The sequence below is a fragment of the Pseudoalteromonas sp. T1lg21 genome (assembly GCF_002964625.1).
GTDB classification, from domain to species: domain Bacteria; phylum Pseudomonadota; class Gammaproteobacteria; order Enterobacterales; family Alteromonadaceae; genus Pseudoalteromonas; species Pseudoalteromonas gelatinilytica.
The window spans coordinates 1-909 of sequence record NZ_PQBX01000021.1; the positions used below are offsets into that span (position 1 = coordinate 1).

Annotated in this window: 2 rRNA genes; one reads left to right on the forward strand and one right to left on the reverse strand. The window is 52.5% G+C overall.

Annotation, left to right across the window (positions count from 1 at the left end):
* Positions 1-686 (forward strand): 23S ribosomal RNA (locus C2M25_RS21825); the annotation flags it as partial.
* Between the two features lie 35 nt (positions 687-721).
* On the opposite strand, the gene C2M25_RS21830 is transcribed toward C2M25_RS21825, so the two are convergent.
* Positions 722-909, reverse strand: a 16S ribosomal RNA gene (locus C2M25_RS21830); the annotation flags it as partial.

Here is a 909-nt window from a genome sequence, read left to right on the forward strand (position 1 = left end):
TTACGGACAGTGCCTGGTGGGTAGTTTGACTGGGGCGGTCTCCTCCCAAAGAGTAACGGAGGAGCACGAAGGTTGGCTAAGTACGGTCGGACATCGTACGGTTAGTGTAATGGTAGAAGCCAGCTTAACTGCGAGACAGACACGTCGAGCAGGTACGAAAGTAGGTCATAGTGATCCGGTGGTTCTGAATGGAAGGGCCATCGCTCAACGGATAAAAGGTACTCCGGGGATAACAGGCTGATACCGCCCAAGAGTTCATATCGACGGCGGTGTTTGGCACCTCGATGTCGGCTCATCACATCCTGGGGCTGAAGTCGGTCCCAAGGGTATGGCTGTTCGCCATTTAAAGTGGTACGCGAGCTGGGTTTAGAACGTCGTGAGACAGTTCGGTCCCTATCTGCCGTGGGCGTTTGAGAATTGAGAGGGGTTGCTCCTAGTACGAGAGGACCGGAGTGAACGAACCGCTGGTGTTCGGGTTGTCATGCCAATGGCATTGCCCGGTAGCTACGTTCGGAACTGATAAGCGCTGAAAGCATCTAAGCGCGAAGCAGGCCTCGAGATGAGTTCTCACTAGACTTTTAAAGTCTCTGAAGGGCCGTTGAAGACTACAACGTTGATAGGCAGGATGTGGAAGTGGTGTGAGCCATTAAGCTAACCTGTACTAATTACCCGTGAGGCTTAACCATACAACGCCAAACGCGTTTTATGACAGCGTAATTCCGATTAACGCTCGCACCCTCCGTATTACCGCGGCTGCTGGCACGGAGTTAGCCGGTGCTTCTTCTGTAAGTAACGTCACAGCTAAGTGCTATTAACACTTAACCTTTCCTCCTTACTGAAAGTGCTTTACAACCCGAAGGCCTTCTTCACACACGCGGCATGGCTGCATCAGGCTTGCGCCCATTGTGC